General features: G+C 59.9%; 15 protein-coding genes. 3 read left to right on the top strand and 12 right to left on the bottom strand.

Going from position 1 to position 20910, the window contains the following annotated elements; genetic code table 11:
• The first annotated feature begins 74 nt into the window (after positions 1-74).
• Positions 75-1253 carry an ABC transporter substrate-binding protein gene (locus BraRD5C2_RS12030; protein ID WP_223968546.1) on the top strand — a complete coding sequence of 393 codons (1179 nt, stop codon included), beginning with the start codon at positions 75-77 and terminating at the stop codon, positions 1251-1253.
• On the opposite strand, the gene BraRD5C2_RS12025 is transcribed toward BraRD5C2_RS12030, so the two are convergent.
• Positions 1188-2159, bottom strand: coding sequence for a tyrosine-type recombinase/integrase (locus BraRD5C2_RS12025; protein WP_223968544.1), 972 nt, complete (start codon positions 2157-2159; stop codon positions 1188-1190). The genes BraRD5C2_RS12030 and BraRD5C2_RS12025 overlap by 66 nt on opposite strands.
• 122 nt (positions 2160-2281) lie before the next feature.
• Positions 2282-2428, bottom strand: a complete 147-nt coding sequence (locus tag BraRD5C2_RS12020) for a hypothetical protein (protein WP_223968542.1) — start codon at positions 2426-2428, stop codon at positions 2282-2284.
• 1083 nt (positions 2429-3511) lie between these two features.
• Between BraRD5C2_RS12020 and BraRD5C2_RS12015 the strand changes: the two genes are divergently transcribed.
• Both BraRD5C2_RS12015 and BraRD5C2_RS12010 read left to right on the top strand, forming a co-directional pair.
• Positions 3512-5011 carry a hypothetical protein gene (locus BraRD5C2_RS12015; protein ID WP_223968540.1) on the top strand — a complete coding sequence of 500 codons (1500 nt, stop codon included), beginning with the start codon at positions 3512-3514 and terminating at the stop codon, positions 5009-5011.
• Between the two features lie 1140 nt (positions 5012-6151).
• Positions 6152-7177 carry a hypothetical protein gene (locus BraRD5C2_RS12010; protein WP_223968538.1) on the top strand — a complete coding sequence of 342 codons (1026 nt, stop codon included), beginning with the start codon at positions 6152-6154 and terminating at the stop codon, positions 7175-7177.
• Positions 7178-7524: 347 nt separating this feature from the next.
• Here BraRD5C2_RS12010 and BraRD5C2_RS12005 read toward each other — a convergent pair whose 3' ends face one another.
• The 10 genes from BraRD5C2_RS12005 to BraRD5C2_RS39385 form a co-directional block, all read right to left on the bottom strand.
• A complete protein-coding gene (locus BraRD5C2_RS12005) occupies positions 7525-8154 on the bottom strand; it encodes a recombinase family protein (RefSeq protein WP_223968536.1) in 630 nt (209 codons plus the stop codon).
• Positions 8155-8697: 543 nt separating this feature from the next.
• Positions 8698-10620: an adenylate/guanylate cyclase domain-containing protein gene (locus BraRD5C2_RS12000; RefSeq protein ID WP_223968534.1), complete on the bottom strand. Its 1923-nt coding sequence runs from the start codon at positions 10618-10620 to the stop codon at positions 8698-8700.
• Positions 10621-10786: 166 nt separating this feature from the next.
• Positions 10787-11131, bottom strand: coding sequence for an HdeA/HdeB family chaperone (locus BraRD5C2_RS11995; protein WP_223968532.1), 345 nt, complete (start codon positions 11129-11131; stop codon positions 10787-10789).
• Between the two features lie 138 nt (positions 11132-11269).
• Entirely contained in the window at positions 11270-12739 is a 1470-nt protein-coding gene (locus BraRD5C2_RS11990; protein ID WP_223968530.1) for an MltF family protein, read from the bottom strand.
• A gap of 88 nt (positions 12740-12827) precedes the next feature.
• Positions 12828-13967 carry an HlyD family secretion protein gene (locus tag BraRD5C2_RS11985; RefSeq protein ID WP_223968528.1) on the bottom strand — a complete coding sequence of 380 codons (1140 nt, stop codon included), beginning with the start codon at positions 13965-13967 and terminating at the stop codon, positions 12828-12830.
• Positions 13964-14158: an ABC transporter C-terminal domain-containing protein gene (locus BraRD5C2_RS11980; protein WP_223968525.1), complete on the bottom strand. Its 195-nt coding sequence runs from the start codon at positions 14156-14158 to the stop codon at positions 13964-13966. Before BraRD5C2_RS11980 ends, BraRD5C2_RS11985 begins: the two co-directional genes overlap by 4 nt.
• Position 14159: 1 nt before the next feature.
• On the bottom strand, positions 14160-14525 hold the full coding sequence (locus BraRD5C2_RS11975; protein ID WP_223968524.1) for a DUF3302 domain-containing protein: 366 nt from the start codon (positions 14523-14525) through the stop codon (positions 14160-14162).
• Between the two features lie 93 nt (positions 14526-14618).
• Positions 14619-17060 (bottom strand): arylsulfatase, encoded by a 2442-nt coding sequence (locus BraRD5C2_RS11970; protein WP_223968522.1) that lies wholly within the window; start codon positions 17058-17060, stop codon positions 14619-14621.
• A gap of 74 nt (positions 17061-17134) precedes the next feature.
• Positions 17135-19504: an arylsulfatase gene (locus tag BraRD5C2_RS11965; protein ID WP_223968520.1), complete on the bottom strand. Its 2370-nt coding sequence runs from the start codon at positions 19502-19504 to the stop codon at positions 17135-17137.
• A gap of 109 nt (positions 19505-19613) precedes the next feature.
• Positions 19614-20909 carry a DUF3300 domain-containing protein gene (locus BraRD5C2_RS39385; RefSeq protein ID WP_263009974.1) on the bottom strand — a complete coding sequence of 432 codons (1296 nt, stop codon included), beginning with the start codon at positions 20907-20909 and terminating at the stop codon, positions 19614-19616.
• Between the last annotated feature and the right edge of the window lies 1 nt (position 20910).

Here is a 20910-nt window from a genome sequence, read left to right as displayed (position 1 = left end):
CGCACCGGCCGTCGACCGGGGAACCGCGCGCACGCCACACGGCGATCAGCGGACAATCAGGGAGTGACTGAGGGATGTTGGACGGATTCTGTCTTCGTGCGTGCCTGACGGCCGCGGTAACGATCGGCGCGCTGTCGCCGGCGCTGGCGCAGAAGAACTACGGCCCGGGGGTCTCGGATACCGAGATCAAGATCGGCAACATCATGCCCTATAGCGGTCCTGCTTCGGCCTACGGCGCGATCGGCAGGACCGAGGCGGCCTATTTCAAGATGATCAACGACCAGGGCGGCATCAACGGACGCAAGATCAACTTCGTCAGCTATGACGACGGCTTCTCGCCGCCGAAATCGGTCGAGCAGGCGCGCAAGCTGGTCGAGGGCGACGAGGTGCTGCTGGTGTTCCAGCCGCTCGGCACCGCGCCCAATGTCGCGATCCAGAAATATTTGAACGCCAAGAAGGTCCCCCACCTCTTCATCGCATCGGGCGCGACGCGCTTCGGCGATCCCCAGGGCTTTCCCTGGACGATGGGCTGGCAGCCGAACTACCAGAGCGAAGGACGAATCTACGCCAGATACATCCTCGACAAATTCCCGAACGGCAAGATCGCGGTTCTCTGGCAGAACGACGATGCCGGCAAGGATGCGCTCAAGGGGCTGCGCGACGGCCTCGGCGACAAGGCAACCGGCATGATCGTCGCCGACAAATCCTACGAGCTGACCGATCCGACGCTGGATTCGCAGATCGTCGCGCTGCGCGCCTCCGGCGCCGACATCCTGTTCACCTGGGCGGCGCCGAAGGGCGCGGCGCAGACCATCAAGAAGGTCGCCGAGCTCGGCTGGAAGCCGACTTTCTTCCTGACCTCGACGGCGACGTCGGTCGCTTCCGTCATGCGCGCCGCCGGCATTGAGCATTCGCAGGGCATCATCTCGGTCGCCTACCTCAAGGATCCGACCGACACGATCTGGAACGACGATGCCGAAACCAGGGAATGGCGGGCGTTCATGGACAAGTACATGCCCGACGGCGACAAGACCAACGGCAATCACGTCTATGGCTACGCCGCCGCGCAAACGCTGGCGCAGGTGCTCAAGCAGTGCGGCGACGATCTCACACGCGAGAACGTGATGAAGCAGGCCGCCGGCCTGAAGGACTTCGCGCCGAAGATGATCCTGCCCGGGATCGCCACGTCATTTTCCTGCTCCAGTCTTCTCAATGGGTTCCGATTGGTTTTGGCTCACCGGGTCAGAAGGTGAGCCAATGCCTGTTCCTGAAATGAGCTTCGCCCCCTCGCGAGCCATGCGCTTCCGGTTCGCTGCCCTCGTATAGACCTGCGCCTGCGAGATCGACGTCCAGCCGAACCACGCCATCAACTGGTGGTCGGTGAAGCCGCGCTCCGCCAGGTACGTCGCGGCGAACTTCCTGAGGCCGTGCGATGTGCAACGCTCCGGCAAGCCGGCCTCACGACAACAATCTCGGAAGTAATTGCCGAATCCAGCTGCGGTGAATGGCTTGCCCTGCGCGGTGACCAGGAAGGTCAAGTGATCGCTGGCGGGCATCGCGTCGACCGCGGCCTGCAACCGCGGCATGATTTCGACATTAAACGGCACGCCGGTCTTCTGGCGTCCCATCGTCATTATCCCGCTGCGGATATGCTGTCGCCCCATCCGGACGACGTCGCAGCGCGACTGTCCGGCCTGCAGCAACAGTTCGTAGGCCAACCGCGCTCTCGTACCGATCGTGTGGCGCTTCTCGAACTGCTCGCATTCGCTCAGCTCCCAAGGGTGATGGCCGCCGGTTCGAGGCATCTTCGCGAGTTTCACCTCGGCGAGCGGATTGCTCCTTATCATCCTCAAGGTAAGGCAATGGTCGACCCATCCGCGTAGCGCCTTCAGCCAGTTGCGCTGCGCCGCCGGCGTCTTCCGATTCAAGATGTTCTGGATCGCGACTGAAGGCATGCTTGCGACCGGAAGGGTTCCACACTCCTCGCGAAACCGCTCGAGAATTGCGCGACGGCTCGATCGCGTACTATCGCCGAGAGCCTTCCAAGCCGCACCCGAGTAGTAGCTGGCGAGCGCGGCGTTCACCGTGCCGGGCTTCAGCCGGCTAGCGCCGATCTGGGGCGACAGCTTGTCAGCCTTGGCCTCGGTGTAGGCCTTCATGAATTCAGGTGAACCGGGGTGGCCGGGAAGCCTGACCTTAGGAAGGCCAGACCGGCGAAGGTAGAACACGGCCTTGCCATGTCGGGTCTCATACCCGTGAACTCCAGCCGGAAGCCTCCACCTCATTTGACGCGATCCCAGCCTTCGACGTCGGCGGGATCGGTGCTGGGCTCCGCTTGCCCGGACACGACAACCATCTTGCCATCAAGCGTGAATTCGATCCGCTCGACGACAAGGCCGGCCGCTTTGGTCGCCTTGACGACCTTCACGATATCGGTGAGCCGAAACCTCTGAGGTCCGCGGGACATCACGCCACCGCCATGGACAAAGCACATCTACAACTACGTACCATCGCACCCTCCCGCCCGTAGGGCGAAAACAGCCAACAAAGGACGGAGTTTCCCCCCGCACCCTGGGGCGAGCTGCGATAGCTCACGGGGTGTTTAAGCCCCGGTTGTAGCTATTTGGGGTCTTTCTTGCCGAAACGCAATATTTGCAGTCAAAGGTGCGCCAGCGGGTGAAAAACCGTCATAAGCAACGTCGACCAAGACGCGGATCAGATCGGCCCCGGCGGTCAATCCTGAACGCCACAAGCCCGGGGAGCCATGTGAATAGCCGGGATTGCGCTGCGATTCCGCGGCGTGCGAACCCCTTATGCGTCACCCTACGATCGTTCCGATTCACCCGTCCTGGGAGACATCTATGGCGCCTTCCCGAACGTTCAGAACGCTCCGCGCGCTGCTGACGACATATCGCCTCGACACGTTTCAGAAGGCCTTTGCTCGCCTGGCGCCGGCGGTGGTGACAGTGGTCATGTTCGCGGTGGTGTTCCCGACGGAGCTTGCCGCTCATTGGGGGAAGGTTGCGTCGGCGGCGATCGCCTGGCTGATTGTCGCATCTATTATCTACATTTGGGGGTTTCGCACGCTCCCAGAAGTATCGAGGGCCGGATACGGGCTCAGCCCGCTCTACACAGTCGCTGGCCGGCAGCAATTCCCGCCGAGCAGGCCTTCATCAAGCAACAGATCGTGCAGCTCTCGTCTCGATCTGCGCGGCTGGACGCTGAGATGGCAGGAGTAGATCTCGCGACGGTACAGGGCCAAGAGAGATTGAGGTTACTTTCAAATAAGAAAACGGACGTCGACGAGGTCCTGGTGAAACTCAATCCATCCATAAGCGATGGTATCGGATTCACGATTGATCGATAATGAGGTGCCCAGCTATCGAACCAACCGCAGCTTTGTTGGCTTTGCCGCGCGCGACATCAGACCGCCGCCGCTGCACGTCTCCGAGCTAACAAAGCCGTGAGCAGACTACGTCGCGATAGAGCTCGGAAACGCCTGAGCGAAGTTTTGTCTCTCGCTGATGACAAGTCGTTTATTGTTATGGTCTGGGCCGTTGACGCTCTGCAATCAGGTCGCGTTGAGGAGGCGAGACCATTCCTCCGTAGCTTTCCCAAGGAGGCCGCCATCGCAAACCTCGGCGACCGCTTCTTCGTCTATAAGTGGGCGCTGGAAACATTGGTCAACGAGCTGCTAATCACGCCTAAAAAAGCTACGCCGCAAAATAAGCCGTTCCGCTTTCTCGACTGCAAGAGGTTCGAGACAGTCGCGACATGTGTCAACATCCTTCGCGACCTCGAGGATGCGGAAGACGGGATGACGCTGAAGCGTTTCAGCGTGCTCGATGTCATGCACAAAATTGGGCATCGGCAGTTCGAGTGGCAGCGAGGCTTCTTCAGCTATGCGCAGACCTATCGGGCGCTAACTGTATACGGTGGAGAGCTAGCAGCGGAGCATTTCAAATCGACAAACGGACTCTCGCTTGCGGAGTTCTTTATATGCGGGTTTGCGTTCTATGCTCTTTACCAAGACAAACCCGGCATTGACGCGGAAGTCGACCTCTCGGAAATCGGGGTATCATGGCAAACGCGCGACGCCGCCTTTAGATTACTTTCGGCGCCCTTGCCCGAAGTCCGCAAGCACGCGCGCTCTATCAGGCAGACCATAGGTCGCTCGACAGCCTACCAGCAGAGCATTCTTCGCAAGATCCCCATGGCGATCGACGAAGGAAGTGTTCGACGCACCGTGCTGGCTCCCTTGCCATCGCTGATCTGGCAACGAATGACGGCCGGTCTGTACTATGATCTCGTGGGCGGCGGTCCGCGCATTTGGCGTGAGATTGGCGACAGGTTTGAGAAATATTGCCTTGAGCTGGCTCGAGCCCTACTTCCCGACGCCAAGCCTGCTGGCAGCTTCAAATATAAATTGGGAAAGATCTTCGACTCGCCCGATTTATTTCTCCATGCCCCTGACGGCTCCGCAATGACCATCGGCGAATGCAAAGCCAAGAAAATGTCCATCGTCGCGAAGTTCTCCGATAATCCGCTAGATGATGCTCAGAGCGCGTTCTCAGAGATCATCAAGGGGGCGCTACAGCTTTGGCGATTCTTCTCCCATTGCCGTCGCAATCCAGGAATTAAGGCGATTCACCCTGGTGCTAGCGGCGTGGTCCTTACTCTAGATCCCTGGCTGGAGGTTTCTAATCACCTTGATCGACTCTTAGCGGAGGCTCAAAGATGGGCCGACCTTGATCCGGACATCCTTGAGGAAGACCGTCGACCGATCCTGTTTTGCTCGATTGACGATCTCGAAAAAACGCTCGAAATCGCCACAGAGGCATCGCTTTTTGAAGCAATTCGCGCGACATCGGAGCCAGAGTTTCGCGGGTGGCACCTCTTCAGCGTACATCAGAAGGTCTCAAACGTGCAGCAGCAAAACCCTTATCCTTTCAGCGATCGCATTGGGGAAATCATCCCTACTTGGCGGCTGTTCGATGTCGATGCGGTATAGCGGGCGCACCCGCCGAGCCGCTGGGCGCCACCCGGCATCGCCACCGCCCTAGAAGCGGATGTCGCAACTGCTTTGACGAAGCTGCAGTGTTTCTCGGCCTCCGTCAGACGATTTGGCTCCAGATCGTGGTTATCTAGGCTTCACGAACCCAATGAGATCCAAATGCCACGCCGCCGCGAGCGTGTCTGTCTCCAAGACGGACTTTATCTCGATCTCCCTTGGCTGGTGCGGAACCACTTCATTCATCTCACCGCGACTCGCCAAGGCTCTACGGTCAATTGGACTAGGCCAAGTGTCGGCGTAATAGCATCGGCATTTATCTGTGCTGATGTAGGGAAAGCTGAAGGTTGCCTACACGTGTCGATCGGCGGTATCTGGCAAGAGCTTGCGCTCGCACCGCAGCCGAGGAATTTCGGCGGTCAACAGTGGTACTTCGTCTGTCCCGTAACGGGTCGTCTCGCATCAGTGGTCTGGAGGCCCCCGGCGCTACGATGTTCGCCAGCCGGCACGCTTGGCCCTCCCAGGTCGCATATCGCTCCCAGTTCGGAAGCTGGGTTGATCGTGCCACCTCAGGCAAGTCAAAAATCGGAGCGCGCTTGTCGAGCAATTGCGCGCCAGAGAGTTGTATTCCGCCTCCCCGGCCGAAAGGAATGAGGCTGCGAACCTACAACCGATTAGCATCTCGCTTTGCAGATTATCAGGCAAAGCTGGATCACGGATTGACAAACCTGGCGTCAAAATGGGCGTCACGATACGCAAGAGATTTCGAATAGTAATAGCAAGGAAGCAGCGGAAGCGCACGGCTTCGCGGCCGGCAAGATGTCGGCCTTGCGACTGCGCGGTTTGCCATCCTTTGCTCCGTAGCGCGGACCTGACGAAGCTGCTTAATATATCTACTCGCATGGTTCGGTGAGTCCTGGTTGGTTGCGTGATTGCCTGGACGAAGTCTGAAGGCGACGGCGCGGGTCGAGCAACTCAGGAACTAGAAACGGGGCACGAGCGCTGAGCGATCACGTCGCGTGGCGAGATGCCGCGATGCAAAAGTTGTTTCTACAGTTTTCCGTGGGCTGTCTCGATCAAACCAAGTCGCCCTAACGCGCGACACCATCGTGATCACGATGGAAATTGGCGGAGTCGTCCATGCCGATAGAACGTCGTCCAAATCCAAAAGCCTTGGCGCCGCGGCGCCCGCCGGGGCACAACAATCCATACCGCCCCGGCGAAGATCCAAACCGGCCAGAAGACTGGAAAACAGTCGCTGCGGACCACCACGTACACGTGGACTATTTGATCTACTACAATTTCCGGACACACAATCCGGACATTGTGAATTGGTACTTGAGGCACTACGTCGGCTGCACAAAGTCAAGAGATGGACGCAACTGGGCATTTAGTCCCGGCATGAAACCCGGCGTCATATACATTCCCATCGAAACGCTCGTTTTCGAGGAAATAGTTGTTCCGGGCCCGAGCGGACGCAATCGGTTAGCCAAGTATATTCGCGGCATGGAAGGCGATATCGAGCATAGCGAGTCAAAAGCCTGGGAGCTGAGGCACTTTAAGCTCGACATCGCTGAGTTCGTTCACATCGGAACTGCAGTGATTGCGGCGGAAGCCGTAGAATTAAGTATCGCCAGCCTCGCCTTGGAAGTCGCTGGCCCGTTCATGACACTCGCAGGCACATTCTTGTCCCTCGGCGGCGCCGTTTTGGGAGCCGTAGATCACAACAAACAGGACCAAACATTGCGGGGCTTAAGCTACGGCGTGGTTTTGGGCGCGAACGGAGCGAGCGCTGAATGGATACGTTCGAGTTGGTTTATGCGTGGCCAATACTTCAACGATGTGCAGTATCCGCGATATGTAAATCAGTACAAACTCGCCTACTACTCCGGTCTCGTTCACGGCATCGCTTACGGCAGAATGCTCAACGGTCCTGAAGCCGCGGTACTCATGAAAATGTTGTCGATCAAGGCGCGTCGTGACGACGACGACTACATTCTCTATTGGGATCGGCGCGGCGGCGAGCTTCCACTCATGAGCTTCATTAAATGGAAACAGGAGAACTTCTCCGCTAAACACGATGCATTGGGCGATGGTCAGCGAGTCGACTACTTCATGGACTGTGCAGCCAAGTTCCGAAGAGATTTCTTGCCCAGCCCGGATTAGCGCTGGCAAGATACACGAGATTTCGTGCACCTTACGGCGCGGACTCCATGCATCTCGGGAAGATCACGCTGGGGCGCGCTAAGCTGTTGGTGATATCGTATCGGGAACGTTGTCGATGGACGTCGGCGCATTGCTACCCCTGACGTAGCATTCCAGTCGGAAAGGTCGGCCTCAACGAATTCGCGATCATCCTCGCCGCCACAATCGGCAGCGCGCGTGAACCGGCGACGTCTGCAGAGTTGAATGACGCGGCGGATGAACCGCGCTCCGGTGATCAGAACGATGCGCCATTGGCAGGTTGTTTAAGCGAGTATCCGAACCTACCGCCAGTTCCAAGTTTGCTCAATTCAAAGATCTGGGACAGTCGCGCTCTGTCGTTTAGCGATCTTGGCTATTGTGGCTCGACTACATCCAGTCATCCGTTGAATGGTGGACCAGCTTTGCTTGGCCTTAAGCATGGTTGCGATACCGTCATTGCGATTGGTGTCCTCCCGCCTTCCTTTGTACCGCCCGTTTGCCTTCGCCTTCGCTTGCCCTTGCGCCTGCCGACGCCGCCGATCATCGTAGTCTTTCCGCGCGACGGCGGCGAGCATGTCGAGCAACATTCCAATAATCGCTTCGAACATGCGCCCCGTAAATTCGTCGGCCGTGTTCGTTGCCATCATCCACGACGTTGGTAGGTCGAGAGCCACAACACGAACGCGACGCGATGTCAGTTCAGTCTTTAGGCGCTCCCAATCCGCCGCAGCGAGACGTGACAATCGATCAACCTGCTCGACCAGCAGAACGTCCCCTGACTGCGCATCCCCGAGCAGCCGAAACAGTTCAGGCCGCGCAAGCTTGGCACCAGACTCATTCTCGACGTACCAGGAGGCGATGGCTAAGCCCCGATCCTTGGCAAAGCTGAGCAACTGATCACGGGCGCGGCCGGCATCCTGCGCGCTGGTCGATGCTCTGAGATAAGCCCTGACAAACACCCTGAGCCTCTTGTCGGTTTAGTTTGAATGGTTCACATCGTGGCGGTTCAGTTTGGTTTGTCAAATTTGATTAGTGAACCAAGCCGTCAGCGGTTCTGTTAAGGCACAGCCAAACTGAACTACACCTACGTCGGTCAATGCCAGGACGTTTCGTCAATCCAGCTCAGCGCGCCGCCGTTCTGGTACTCGATCACGCAGCCACGCAGATGCAGCCTTGTTCATGCGACGAGGGTCAGTTCCGGAGGACTAGAAGGTCGGCCCACGTAGCCTCCTAGCGGCACCGCCCCGGTTCAGGAGAGCATTCTCGTTCATGGACCTCCTCCAAGCCCACCCTCTTGTGGTCGCCTTTTCTTCGCCTGACCGACCGAGATGCTGCCGATTCCCTCGACTTCCGGATGTTCAAACCAGAGTCGAAACTTCCTAACCCATTGCGGCGTGTAGTTTTCCTACTTGGGCTCAACCTTTGGACCCACGTGTGGACCCAAGCACATCAAAGCACGCAGGAACCCCTTCCCTTGATGCTCACGCCGGGGTCTCTCGACCTCATGGAGCGCCAGCATCTGCCGCGCCATTCGAAATCTCCCCAAGAAGCTCGTAAACTCTTGTCTCTGCCGCCATTCCCTTTGCCACGACCGTGTCGACGAACCGGCAGCGGAAGCTCTGCTTGACGCGCACGTAGACGCTCTCGCTGACGAGAATTTGAGTGTCGTATTGCTTGTTGAGCCCTTCGAGTCGGGCCGCGAGATTAACGACGTTCCCGAGCGCGGTGTAGTTCATCCGCTCCGACGAGCCGAGATTTCCGACGACGGCTTCGCCAACGTGAATGCCGAACCGCGTGAAGAAGGATGGCAGCCCTTCCGCTTCGAATTGCCGGTTGACCGCTTCATTCGCGGCTTTTGCCTGCAAGGCGGCGCGGCACGCGCGCTCGCAGTGATCGCTTTGCGGGTTCGGCGCGTTCCAGAATGCCATCACGGCATCGCCGATGAATTTGTCAACAGTGCCGCCCTGACGCAGGATGACGTCAGTCAGAGCGGTGAAATAGCGAGACGTCTGCTGCATCAGCCGATCGGGATCGGCTTTCTCCGCTATCGTCGTGAATCCCCGCACGTCGGTGAACAGCGCCGTGATTTCCTGGCGCGTCCCGCCGAGCTCGGTCGAGATCGAATTGTCGAGCACGCCGCTCACGATCGCGCGCGGCGCGAGCCTGGAGAACAGCCAGATCGCCCTTTGCGATTTGTGAATTGTTCGCGCCAGAATATCCAGCTCCTTGATCACCGAGCCGATCGCCTGTTTGGGCGGCGGCGCCATCGTTTGCAATCGCGCAGCCTCGCCCGTGATATCGCGGATCGTCGTCGACATGCGCGTTCCGAATATCCAGGCCGCGGGAATAAACAGGAGGCAGGCCAGCAGTGCGATGATTCTGGCTTTTCGGTCGAGCTCCCGGATACCGGAGGCGAATTCGTCCTCGGGAGCAATCAGAAGCACGTTCGCCGAGAGGTTTGGCCCGAGCGCAATGGTTTCAAGACGCGCGAAATACTCCCTGCCGTCCTTCCAGGATAGCTTGTGCCTGTAGGGGCTGCTCTTGTCCCAATCGGCCACGACGCGTCCTTCGATCGTATCGCGAAGATCACTTGTACTGGGAAGTCTTGGACCTGCCGCATCCGTCGACGTACGCGCGAACAGCGCCGCGTAGTTGGGGTGGATAATCAACGCGCCCTGGTCGTCAAAAATCAGCAGATAGCCATACTTGCCGAACTTCATGATTGGCGCTGATCTGCTGTAGCTGTCGAGCTTGAGATCCAGCCCGACGACACCATGCGCCTTCCCGTCAAACGGCACGCTGAAGGTGAGCATAGGGACGCCGAGGTTGAATGAGAGATAAGGCTCAGACGTGATCAAATGGCCTGCCTTGCGGGCGTTCATGTACCAGTCGCGCTCGCGTGCATCGTAGCCTCGTGACGAAATCTCAATCTGCTCTATGCGGTTACCGTCCTTGTCCAGAAACACGCGCGTCGTCGGCATCTCCTCGCCGCCAGCCCATTGCGTGATTGTCGTGGCGTAGGCCGCGTCGGCCGGACCGCCGACGCGCTCGCGCTGCACCCCTCTCAACCCGTCCAATCGCTGCACCTGAAGCCAATAGCCGTTGTCGTAGCCGACATAGATACTGTCCAGTGCCGGCCATTGCGACAGATTTCCCCTGATGAGGGCCGCCGTCGGGCTTGCGTCGCCAGGGTCGGACGAATCCATGATGGCCGGGGTGAAAGCCAGCGAACGAGCCAAGCGCGACAGCATTTCGACCTGGAGCTGAAGTGAGGAGACCGTGCTGCGGCTTGTCGTGTCCATGGTCGATGTCGCTGCATTCTCGGTCACGAGCTCGAGTGTCAGAACCTGGACGACAATCAGCAACGCGGCCAAAAGGCCGATCATGAACATGACGCAAGCCGTCAGGGTGAGGCGAAAACTCATCAACCACCCAACCGTTTGCCGCTCGAGACCATTGCACGCGCTCCGTCAACGCCGCTTGGACGGCAGATGCACTCGAACTGCACGCCGCTTGTCTTGCTTCCTCGGGAGCACGATGCGGCGAGACGCTCATGTCTCGCTGCACCGACCTTCATCAGTGCATCACCAATCACTTCTCGTTCTTGAAAAGCACGTCGATGGCCTGGATGACCTTGAGCTCAGGGTGCGCCTTGCAATAGACGATCACCTGGTGCTCGCCGGATTTTGCTCGCGTGACGTGGGCAAAATGCTTCTGCGCCAGGCCGTTGTACCAGCCGCTGTACCATGCCGCGAGATAGTCGGCGTCTTCCTGATAGGTGTTGGCGAGCTGCGCACAGGTCAGAGCCTGAACGTCGATGAATCCTTTCGAATCCATGTAGCTGGAGAGCGGGACCTGCGCCTGAGTGGGAGCGAACGAGATGGTCAGCGCGACAACAGCGAGCCCGATCTTGCACGTAAACATTTTGAGTTTCATGGTCTGGTATCCTTCTGATTGAATTTGTTCTCAAGCGGAAGCGCTAGACCGCCTCATAAGGGATGTCTTCAGCGGATCAGTTTTGTTCGTCGTCATTCCTTCATCCTCCTTCCCCGTCGCTGAGGCCGTGACACCCGATCATTTTTGCGACGGCTCGGCCGTTACGCTTGCCGGTGCGGGCGAACGGATCGCCTCGTAGGCGACGTAATATTTGTAGATCTTGCCGACGTACTGGACCGTCTCCTGCCCGACAATCGCCGCGGCGCCATTCTCGACATTGCCAAACCAGATGGTCGCGTCGAAGCCGTGCTTGCTCGCATAGTCCCGGAAGCGCTTGAGATTGCCCGGGCCGGCATTGTAGGCGGCCAGGGCCATCAACACGCGCTCACGCGGGTCGACGACCGCGGGATCGACATAGGTGTCGGCGAGGTAGCGCAGGTATTTTGAGCCCGCGTGAATGTTAGTGTCGGCGCTGGCTGCGATACCGGTGATCTCGATCGGTTTCTCTTTCGCAGTACTGGGCTTGATCTGCATGATGCCCGTCGCGCCTGAGGCGTTGTGGCAGGCCTGGTCGAGCTCGGATTCCTGGTAGCCCTGGGCAGCAAGCAGGACCGGATCGATGAAATACTGTCCGCCGTATTTTTCGAACGACGCGCGCAGCGCCCTGAATTTATCCGCCTCGCTATGCGCAAGCGCGTTCTTCAGCGGCTTTGCCGTCCTAAAATAGCTAGCGCGTAGATCATTGCCGAACTCGGTTCCTATCTTGTGTGTGCGGACGAACTCGGCCAGCTCCTTCTTGAATCCCGGACTGTTCTTTCGGATCGCCCAGGCGATGTCGCCGCCTTCGTTGATGGCGATGTCGTCGCGCACCGTCAGCCCCTTCAAGAGGCCCGCCCACGCCTGCGCCTTGAAACGGTCGACGACGGCCCAAGGCAACAGGCCGACGCTGACCATCTCCAGCAAGTCCTCGTCCTCGAGATTCCTGTCGGCCGGCTTTATGATGATGGGCTCCAGTCCCTTGACCTTCCGGTCCGCATTGAGTGCCGTCAGGTGCTCGAAATAGCTGCTCGATTGCCGGACCTGAATCGTCTTTCCACCGAGATCGTTCGGCGAGCCAACGCTCGGCGCGGCGGAGCCCGTCACGAGCACCTCGCGAATACCGGAGGCCCATGGATCGGTGAAGTCCACCAGCTTGCTCCGCTCCGGCGTAACCGTGAGCAAGCCCGCGGCAACATCGCCCTTTCCTGCGACGAGGTCGCTCAGCAATCTGTCGCGCGGCGTCGGAACAAAGCCGACATAGAACCTCTGCTTTTTCTTGCCATAGCGCTTGTTCAGCCAGTTCTCGAACTCGGCGCCTAGCTCGGCCTCGAAGCCGAGTTGCTCACCTTCGTCGATGAAGAACGACGTCCTGTCTGTCGGCACGAGAATTCGCACAAGTTTGCGCTTCTGCATGCCGTCAAAGTCGCCCTGCCAGGCCTTCAGCGCGGGGAGCGCAAGGACCTGCGGTTCGGCGTCGGCCGAACAGTTTGCAAGCAGCAACGCGCCGAGCACGAGAATCTGCCCCGCCGCCAGATTGCGAAGCTTTAAACAATTTGAATATGCGAACATCGTCATTACCCAATTGTCGCTTCATCAAGAGTGGAAAAAAGTTGGTCGTCGGTGTCGTGAGCACCGCTTGGCTAATTTCCCCCCGCCGTCATGACGTAAAGAACAGATAGTTCAGCCAACTGTTGGCGCGCAGGACTGCCATCCTGATCACACCGGCGATTTGCACGTCGCCACTGAACACAGCCGCGCTTCCCTGCATACCCGCGGGCAATCTCAAATCATCGCCGTCATCCAGCTTGATGCGGACGGCGAAACGCGCGTTGTGAGGAGTGTCGATCCCCGGGAACAAGCCGGTTGCAGTGAGCTGGCCCTCGGATGCGAGATCGATCGTAGTCAGCACTTTGCCGGGAAACACCCGCCCAGGGTACATCGGAAACACGACCTCGGCGTAAGCCCCCGGCTTGATGGCCAGATAGGGCCCCTGCATGAACGTCGCGACGACCACGCCGCGGTTGCCTTCGTCGCGGTTACAGACAAAAGGCATAACGGATGCCGCGGCGCTGACGACCGTGCCCGGTAGAAGCTGCAGGTTTGTCACATAGCCGTCGCAGGGCGCGCGGACGGTTGCTTCTCCCAGATTGTATTTTGCTTGGTCGAGCTGCTGCCGCGCCTGCGCGACGGTGGTGTTCTCGTCTCCAATGTTCGATTCGTAGGCAAGCCGAGCTTTCGTCTCGACCGCCTTCGCTCCCGTGACCGCCTCTTGGGCGGACTCGAGGTTACGCTGATATTTGTCGAGCGCGGCCTGCGCGATATCGCCTTTGGTGAACAGCACGTTCTGGCGATCGAAGTCGGCTTGAGCCAAACTCAACTGCGCCCCGGCACGTTCAACGCCTGCCGTCGCCTGGTCCAGCGCCGCCTTCAACTGCGGGACAGACTGCGTGGCAGCCGCGACGGCAGCCTCCAGGCGATTGACCTCGAACTGAAAGGGCCTTGGGTCGATCGTGAAGAGCACGTCGCCCTTCGTCAGCGGTGTGTTGGCCTGCGCTACGACAGTCTGAACCCGACCCGGGACGGTGATGTGCGGCGTGATCTGCACCACCCGCTGGAACACCCGCGCGTCGGTCGAGGACGGATGATCATTGTTCATCGACAGGATGATGTAGAAAGCAAAGAGCGGTCCGACCGCGGCCAGAACGATTGCGATAGGTAAAGTCAGCGGAATCAGCCTGAGCTTCGCGAAGACGAGCCAGATCAGCGCCGCGTAACTTCCGAAAATGGCCGGCATCATGGCTTGACGCCTCCGCCGCCCGAGCCCGCAATTTTGGTTTCGAGTGCTGCAATTTGCGCATTCAATGCGGCGATCTCGGCTTCGATCGTGCCGGCGGGGGCGCCTCCCGATGCAGTAGCAGGAGTGCTCGGCGCGTTGAGCTGGCGATAGAGGTAGATCACGACGATCGAGCTCGCGATGGCCCAGAGCATGTCAGCCCCCTGCCCGCTGCTGCTGCGGAAGTCTGCCTTCGATCGCCGCGAGCCGCCGCCGGGCGTCCTGAAGCTGGGCGATCAATGCCGTGTCATTGGCTCCCGCCGCAGCACCGCCGGTCAATGGCTTGCTTGGCGCGAGATAAGCCCAGATCAGCGCCAACGGCCACAGCACCAATGTGAGGATACCCATCCAGCCACAGATGTTGATGGCCTCCGCCTGCGGATGATTGCGTGAGCGCGCGATCGCCCCGGGAAGCCCCCCGAGGCGGTAAATCACATACGCCAGCACGACCGGCATGATGCAAAGCACGATCAGCGTCAGCCAGTGCAGAAATGGCCCGAACGCCTGAAGCTTGAAGTCCATTCTATCGACCTCTCGCCAAGTTAGGTGAAGCTTCACCCCCAAGCGGGCCGTGGCCCACCTGGAACGTACGATCGAACGACATCTAGTAGCCGTCTACTCCTGTGCACCGACGAACATCGTCTGCATCTCATGCAGCTTCGCTTCGTCTTCCGGTTTCAAACTTTGCGGGCCGAGTTCGATATCGACGCGTTTGATCTTGCCGGTGAACGGGAAGGGAGCGGTGTAGGCGTCGGATACCGGAGCGCCCGTATCTGAGCCGACACCAAACGTATCGATGCCGAAGCGACCTGCCACCGTGTTGGGGATGCGGCCTCGGCCGACCTCCTTGCCGTTGATTCCGATCACGGCCTCACCTCCCTTGCCGAGACCACCGCCGTCGTAGGCAAACTCGAGGGCGACCGTGGACTCGCCGGTCGGCAACGGCACGTTGGAGGTGATGCTGGTGCGCTCGCGACCAAACCAATTGTAGTGATAGATCAGCATGCCGTCTTTCACGTACAGCGCATATCCCGCCGATTGACCACCAGAGGCAACGATGACGCCTTCGCCGCCTTTATCGGGCATCTCGACGACGGCCGTGATCCGATGCGAGCGATTCTTCGTGTTCGGTGACGCAGTCTCAGGCAGGCGCGACGCGCCCGCGTAATAGGTGAACTTGGTTCGATTGGGGTCCGTCCCACCGGGCGAGGGCTTGGGCACCGCGAGACGCGCTGCGCCGCGATCATCAAACGGGTAGACGTGGTTCTTTTCCGCCTCCGCATCGAACAGCTTCTTCAGTTCCGCCAACTTCGCGGGATTTTTTGCCGCCAGATCGTTGGCTTCGCTGTAGTCCTCGTCAATGTTGTAAAGTTCCCACTTGTCGTTTTCCCAATGTCCAGGCGCCAGATCCTGCCGCCAGGGCAGCGTATGCTGGGCGGCCGCAATCCAGCCGTGATCATAGATTGCCCGGTTGGTGAAGACCTCGAAGTACTGCCGCTCTCGAACCGGCTTTGCGTTGGCATCGCCGAACGTACTCGCGATCGACACCCCGTCCATGGGCTTCTGCACGATACCATCGACGGTCTGGGGCGCGGGGATGTGGGCTACATCGAGAATCGTCGGGACGATGTCGATCAGATGCGTGAACTGGCTGCGCATCCCGCCGGCATCCTTGATCCGTGCTGGCCACGATACGACCATTGGATTTCGGGAGCCGCCAAAATGCGAAGCGACCTGCTTCACCCATTGGAACGGCGCATTGCCAGCCCAGGCCCAGCCCAACGGGTAATGCGGCTCGGTGTCGGGGCCTCCGATTTTGTCGATTTCCTTGAGATTGTCTTCCAGACGCGCCTGGATACCACTCAGGCTCGCCACCTCGTTAACCGTGCCCTGCATGCCGCCTTCAGAACTCGCACCATTGTCACCGACGATGTAGAAGATCAGCGTGTTGTCGGCATCCGGTAGCTCCTTGATCGCGCTGAGCAGCCGTCCGCATTCCGAGTCGGCGAACGATAGATACCCGGCGTAGTTCTCCATGAAGCGCGCATAGAGCTTCTTCTCGTCGGCGGCGAGCGAATCCCATGGCTTCACCCAGTCCGGCCGCGGCGTGAGCTCCGTGCCGGCGGGAATGATCCCCTTCTGCAACTGCCGTTGATAGGTAGCTTCACGCACCGCATCCCAGCCTGCGTCAAACTGCCCCTTAAACTTGTCTCGCCATTCCTTGGGTGCGTGATGCGGCGCGTGGGCCGCGCCCGGCGCGAAATAGAGAAGTACAGGCTTCTGAGGTGCGACGGATTTATTGTAGCGCAGCCAATTGATGGCCCTGTCGATCATATCCGTCATAAAGTGATAGCCCTGCTCGGGCGTCTTGTCAGGCTCGACAGGCGAGGTGTTTTCGAAAAGCACCGGATAGTATTGATGAGTCTCGCCGCCGATGAAGCCGTAGAAGTAGTCGAAGCCCATGCCCGTGGGCCACCGGTCATAAGGCCCGGCAACACTGCTTTCCCAATCGGGAGTATTGTGATCCTTGCCAAACCACGATGTGTTGTAACCGTTGTACTTCAATATCGAACCAACTGTCGCGGTCGTCCGCGGGATCATGTTGTTGTAGCTGGGGAAGCCTGTCGCCCACTCGGCAAGGAAGCCGGTCGCCACGTTGTGGTGATTACGTCCGGTGATCAACGCTGCACGCGATGGGCCGCAAATCGCTGTTGTGTGGAAGCGATTGTAGCGAAGCCCCTCCGCAGCAAGCTTGTCCAGATTGGGTGTAGGGACCGGACCGCCAAATGTGCTCACCTGACCAAACCCGACGTCATCCAGAACGATAATGACGACATTCGGCGCCCCCTGAAGCGGAGCCGGAACGGGCGGCCAGGCGGCAACCGAATCCTGGTAGGTTTTGCCGATCTTCCCGGTGAAGGGAGGATCAGCAAGCGGGAGCTTGCTCCGGTCCCAGACCGGTGGGCTTGCAGATTGCGTCTGAGCCTGAACGGCTGACGTCAAATTCGTAGTTGCGAGCAGAACGGTTGCTGCGATCAAGGCTTTCGACGTTCGCATGAATGCCTCCATTTTCTTGTTGTCGACAACGTAAACGAAGTGGCCGCCAACGAGCAGCGGAGCACGACGCTTGCCTATTTCTCCAGGTCCACCACGACCTCATCGATCTTGCCCTCAAATGGGAAGGGCTCCTGATAGTCCCTGACGACCGCCGTGCCGGTATCCTCTCCGATGTCCTGGTTCTCCGAGAGCGAATATTTGAACGGCGTAGTCTGATCGACCTTGCCCGAACCGACTTTGTTGCCGTCGACCGACAGCGTGATGATGCCGCTCTTGCCCATCTCCTTGCCGCCCTCATAGCTGAAGGCCATCTTGAGTTCGTGCTTGCCGGCAGGTACGGGCTGGTCGCTCGCGACTATGAACGACTTGACGTCGAGGAAGTTGTGCGCGCCGACGAGCTTGCCGTTCTTCATGTAGAAGCCCCAGCCGCCGGTGTTGCCCCCCTGGGTGAAGATCACTCCGTTGGCACTGTCGCTGATCTCAACCTTGGCCGCGACGCTGAACGACTTGTTCTTAAGGTCGGGGGCCGAGGCCTCGGGCAATCCGCTGAGGTCGCCGGGATAGACGAACCTCTTGCGATCACCTGCGAGATTGGGCTTGCCGGTCAGCTCGGCGCTGAAGCGCTCGGCGCCGCGCCAATCCAGCGGCAGCACCTTGTTAGCGGATGCCTGTGCCCACCAGAGCGCGACAATCTCCTGAAGCCTGTCCGGATTCTTGTCGGCGACGTCGTCGGCCTGGCTGAAGTCCTTGTCGAGATTGTACAGCTCCCATTTAGCCTTGAACGGATCGAACTCGCCGCGTACGGCCTGCCAGGGTTCGAACGCCAGGGATGCCGCCCACCAGCCGTCCTTGTACATGGCCCGGTTGCCGAACATCTCGAAATACTGGCTGGTTCGCATCTCCGGGGCCTTGGCGTCGTTGAAGGTACCGAGCATGCTTCGCCCCTGGATCGGCTCCTGCGGTGTGCCGTTCACGCTGCGCGGCTCGTTGACACCGGCCGCAGCAAGGATCGTCGGCGCGATGTCGATGATGTGGGTGAACTGCGTCCGGATCGCATGGTGGTCCTTGATCTTCGCCGGCCATTTGATGATCAGGGGATTGCGCGTGCCGCCGAGATGGCTGGCGATCTGCTTGGTCCATTGGAACGGCGTGTCCATCGCCCAAGCCCACTCCGCCGGAAAATGATTGAAATGCTTCTCGGTGCCGATCTCGTCGATCAGCGGAAGCATCTGCTGATAGGTCATCTGATATGTGTTGAAGAACGCGTTCTCGTTCAGCGTGCCGTCCAGGCCGCCTTCGGCTGACGAACCGTTGTCGCCGACGATGTAGATGATCAGCGTGTTGTCGGCGTCAGGCCGTGAGGCAACGTAATCCAGAACCCGGCCCACCTCTTGATCGACCTGATAGCCGTAAGCGGCGAACGTCTCCATCATGCGCGCATACAGTTTCTTCTGGTCGGCGTTCAGGCTGTCCCAGGCCGGCAGGCTTTGCGGCCGTGCCGTCAGCTTCGCATCCTGCGGGATGATGCCGAGCTTCTTTTGCCGCTCGAAGGTCTGCTTGCGATACTCGTCCCAGCCCATGTCGAATTGGCCCTTGAACTTGGCAATCAAGTCCTTCGGCGCCTGATGCGGGCTGTGGGTCGCCGCCGGCGCGAGATACATGAACCACGGCTTGCTCGGGGCGATGGCTTCCGCCTTCCTGAGCCAGTCGATGGATCTATTGGCGAGGTCCGTGCTGAGGTAGTAATCCGACTGGCTCGGCGTGCCGACCGGCGTCTGGTTCTCGAAGATGAATGGCCTGATCTGGTTAGTGTCGCCGGCCATGAAGCCATAGAAGTAGTCAAAGCCGAGGCTATTGGGCCAATGATCGAACGGACCGATCGTGCTCGTCTCATAGATCGGCGTATTATGGTTCTTGCCGATCCACGCCGTGGCGTAGCCATTCTGACGCAGCACCTCAGCGACAGTCGCCGTGCTCTTGGGAATGACGCCGGTATAGCCGTCATATCCGGTCGCGAGCTCCGTGATGACTCCGGTTCCCGCAACCTGGTGGTTGCGCCCCGTCAGCAAAGCCGCCCGCGACGGCGAGCAGAGCGCCGTCGTGTGGAAACGGTCGTAGAACAGTCCGTCGTTGGCGAGCTTCTCCATGTTGGGCGACGGCACGCCGCCGCCGGCGACCGAGAACTGACCGAACCCGACGTCGTCAAGCAACACGAGCAGGACGTTGGGGGCGCCTTGCGGCGCCTGCACGCCCTTGGGAAACGGGGCCGGGTCGGAATCCTTGAAGGTCGTGCCGACGTTGCCTCTGAAGCGAGGCTCTGCATATGGCAGAACCGTTTGCCCGTTCGAGGAAGACGAGACCGCCTGGGCGTAGGCACTCGTTCCGAGCAGCCAGGAAGCCACGAATGCGTTGAGTACGGTTGAAAGCGGTTTGGTACGATTCATTTCGCCAACTCCGTCTTGCTTCGATTGTTGTTCTTCTCAGCCGGTCCGGCCATCGTTGTTAAGTCGGGCGATCCGGCTTGTCGGGGTCGTGCCTTCCAGTGCTGCGCCCCTAGCGCCGACGGCCTCCACCATGAAAACCGCCGCCACCACGGCCACCTCCGTGGAATCCGCCGCCTCCACGACCGCCCCCGTGAAAGCCGCCTCCCCGCATGCCGCCACCGCCGCGCATCGCTGCCGGACGCCCACCACCGCCGACACGACCGCTGACGCGTGAGTGCGTCACGCTTGTGTGCGAGATCGCGGCGCGATTGCCGGCGCCGGTGCGGGCGCGGGTGACGCTTCGACTGCTGGTGCGGCGGGAGACGCTGGCGCCGCGATTGCCGGCGCGCTGCGAGACTGCGCTCTTGGCCCGGCCTGCGCCGGCGTTCGAAAACTTGCCGCCGCCGGGACCACCCGTACGATTGCGCAGGGCTTCGCGCGCGGCCGGCGTATTGCCGCTGCCGAAGCGCCGCGCCACGCCGGCGTCGCGATATGCAACGCCGCCGCGATGGGCGGGATTGTGGGCCCAGGTGTTGGTTCTGATGTTGGTGCGGTTGAAGCTGTTGTAGCGATTGACGTTGACGTAGACGTTGCGGTTCCACCAGTTGCAGCCACCCCAGATGGCAGCCCCGACGGCAACGCCCGTTGCAAAGCCGATCACGCCTGCGGCGGCGTAACCGGGCGGAGACCAGTAGAACGGCTGGTAGGCGGGGTAATCCCACGCGCCGTAGACGACACCGGGATCGTAGACCGGCACATAGTAAGTGTCCGGATCGACCGGTTCGATCGAGATCGCTTGCGACATGCCTGATGGCGCCGACACACCGGCCGGCGGCGTGCTCTTGGTCACCTTCTGCTGCGGCGTCGACTTCAGATTGCCGGCGGCATCGGCGCGCTGGCGCAGCTTCTGCACCGCGCTCATCACGTCCGCCTCCTGGGCAAGGAACGCATCGCCGAGCTGCTGCACCCATTCGAGCTTGTCGTTCATCATCTGCAGCACCTGTGGCACCGAGGTCAGCGCCTTGACGCTCGGATCCCAGGATTGCTTCTGCATGGCGTCTTCGAGCGCCTTGCCGGTGAGGCTCTTGTTGTCCTGCGACCAGCGCGCGGCCTCAACGACTTCCAACGGATAGGTCGAGGCCATCAGGATCTGCGACAGCAACGCATCCGGATAGAGCGCTATGGGTGCCACCAGTTGCTCGATCTGTCCGTCCGGGAGCTTGGCAACCGCCGGCGCTGCGGCCTGAACCGGCGCGGGCTGCTGGTCCGCCGGCGCCTGCGCATGCGCGCGAGCGAGGATTATAAGGCCGACAGCCAGAGCACCCAGAAAATTGAACGTGCGCAGTTTGGAAGTGCGTTTCTTCATT

The sequence above is a fragment of the Bradyrhizobium sp. RD5-C2 genome (assembly GCF_019972155.1).
Taxonomy (GTDB): Bacteria; Pseudomonadota; Alphaproteobacteria; order Rhizobiales; family Xanthobacteraceae; genus Bradyrhizobium.
Note: the sequence above shows the minus strand (reverse complement) of the source record. Positions and strands in the feature narration are given on the sequence as shown.